Raw genomic sequence first — 1,863 nt, forward strand, 5'->3', positions numbered from 1 at the left:
AGGAACCGCTCACAGAAAGCCAGGTCCCGGGTCGAGGCGATGTGGGTGTCAGCCACGCCCATGGCTCGCAACGCGAGCTGCTTGGCCGGACTGGCAGTGGCGAAGACCTCCAAGCCCCACGCCTTGGCCAACTGCACCGCAGCCGTACCCACACCACCAGTACCGGCATGAATGAGGACTCGCTGGCCGGGGCGCACCTGGGCTAGATCCCGCAACGCGTAGAACGCGGTCAGGAACCCTACCGGCACCGCTGCGGCCTGCTGGAACGACCAGCCCTGCGGGATCGGGGCAAGCAGCCGACTGTCCACGATCCCGACCGGCCCCCAGCCCGGCACCAGACCCATCACCGGCTGACCCACCGTCAGACCGGTCACTCCGGGGCCAATCTCCAGGACGACCCCGGCGCCTTCCCCGCCAAGGCCTCGGTTGTCCGCGACCATCCCCAGCCCGGTCACCACGTCGCGGAAGTTCACGCCCGCCGCACGCAGACCGACCCGGACCTGACCCTCCGACAACTCGGCGCCCACCTCGGGAGCGTCGACAACAGCCGCACTGCCCAGGTCACCCGGCTGGGCCACCTCAACCCGCCAACCCGAACCACCGGGCAATGCCAACTCACTGGCGCGGGCCAGCCGTCGACCGAATGCCGCGACTCCCCCGCCGTCAGTAGCGGGACGGATGCGGACCTCAGGCTCGTCGGCATCCAGTGCCACAGACAGGACAGCGTCCACGTCGGCGTCACGGTCCGGGTCCAAGCCGGCCGCCGGGTCGACATCGACCAGCAGCAGACGCCCCGGGTGCTCGGACTGCGCCGAGCGGACCAGGCCCGCCACCGCCGCGCCGGCCAGATCCTGCCCAGCAGCCACACCCTGGGTCCAGATCACCAACCGCGAACCGTCGGTCTCGGGATCGGCCAGCCACTGCTGCACCCAACCCAGCACCGTCGCGGCAGCCAGCTGAGCCGCCTGCGGGGCCGAAGTCCCGGGCGCAGCCACCGGCACTGCCGCAACAACCACCGGCGCCAGCTCGGACCCGACCGACTCACCATGCCGCGCCCACTCCACTGCGGCAGTCGAAGCCTGCGCCGTCAGCGGGACCCAGTCCACCGTGAACAGCGACTGCCGCACCTGCCGACCAGAGCCGCTGAGCTGACCGGCCGAAACCTCACGCAGCGCCAACGACCGCACCTGCAACACCGGCTGACCGACACCGTCGAACGCTGTCACCGAGACCCCACCCGACCCGCGGGCCAAGACCACTCGCAAGTGGCGGGCACCGCCGGCCAGCAGCCGCACCCCCGACCACGCGAACGGCAGCCCTGTCCCACCACCGCCACTGCTGGTGCCGGCGGCCAGGAGACTGTGCAGGGCGGCGTCGAGCAGGGCGGGATGCAGACCGAACCCGGCCGCGTCGGAGTCAATGCCCTGGGGCAGGTCGGCCTCGGCGTAGACGGTGTCCCCGGCCCGCCAGACCTGACGCAGGCCCTGGAACGCCGGCCCATAGCCGTAACCGCGCTGGGCAAACTTCTCGTAGGCGTCATCGACCGGAACCGACTCCGCACCGGCCGGAGGCCAAGCCGCCAGCGGAGCCGGAACGGGCCCACCATCGGCCGGGGCCAGCACGCCGACCGCGTGCCGCACCCACTCGCCCTCCCGCTCACGGGAGGAGACCGTCACCGTCCGCCGACCACTGTCGCCATCACTGTCGCCAACGTGGACCTGCAACTGCACGCCACCGGAACCGGGAAGGACAAGCGGCTCCTGGAGCGTCAACTCCTCCAGCGTGCCGCACCCGGCCAGGTCCCCGGCGTGGACCGCCAGGTCCACGAACGCCGTGCCGGGCAGCAGGACCGTGCCGTGGACC

General features: G+C 71.6%; 1 protein-coding gene. It reads right to left on the reverse strand.

Going from position 1 to position 1,863, the window contains the following annotated elements:
• Positions 1 to 1,826, reverse strand: a 1,826-nt coding sequence (locus tag AQI88_RS48735) for a polyketide synthase dehydratase domain-containing protein (protein ID WP_279616609.1), incomplete at its 3' end; no start/stop codon positions are given.
• Positions 1,827 to 1,863 lie beyond the last annotated feature (37 nt).

This window comes from Streptomyces cellostaticus, assembly GCF_001513965.1.
GTDB classification, from domain to species: Bacteria; Actinomycetota; Actinomycetes; order Streptomycetales; family Streptomycetaceae; genus Streptomyces; species Streptomyces cellostaticus.